Here is a 328-nt window from a genome sequence, read left to right on the forward strand (position 1 = left end):
TCACCACGGTCGCGGTGTTCGGCGCGAGAACAGCGGTGGTGGAGGCGATCTCGCTGGGCTCGTCGATGATGATGTTCTTCAGCACCGGTTTCGTGCCATTGGCCGCCTACCCCGGCTGGGCGCGGCCGATCGTGGAGTACCAGCCGATGAGCCATGCCATCAACGCGATGCGCGGACTGTCGCTGGGTGGACCGGTGCGCGAACCGCTGCTGGCGACGCTGGCCTGGTCGGTGGGCGCGATCGTGGTGTTCGCGGTACCCGCGGCCCTCGGCTACCGCCGGGCCAGCCGGCGCTAACTCAGCTCATTGGCCGCCTCGGAGATCAGGGC

1 pseudogene is annotated in these 328 nt (G+C 68.9%); it reads left to right on the forward strand.

Features of this window, described 5'->3' with window-relative positions:
• Positions 1-296, forward strand: a pseudogene (locus GV790_RS29445) (ABC transporter permease); the annotation flags it as partial.
• Positions 297-328 lie beyond the last annotated feature (32 nt).

This window comes from Nocardia cyriacigeorgica (assembly GCF_010858045.1).
Lineage (GTDB): Bacteria > Actinomycetota > Actinomycetes > Mycobacteriales > Mycobacteriaceae > Nocardia > Nocardia cyriacigeorgica_E.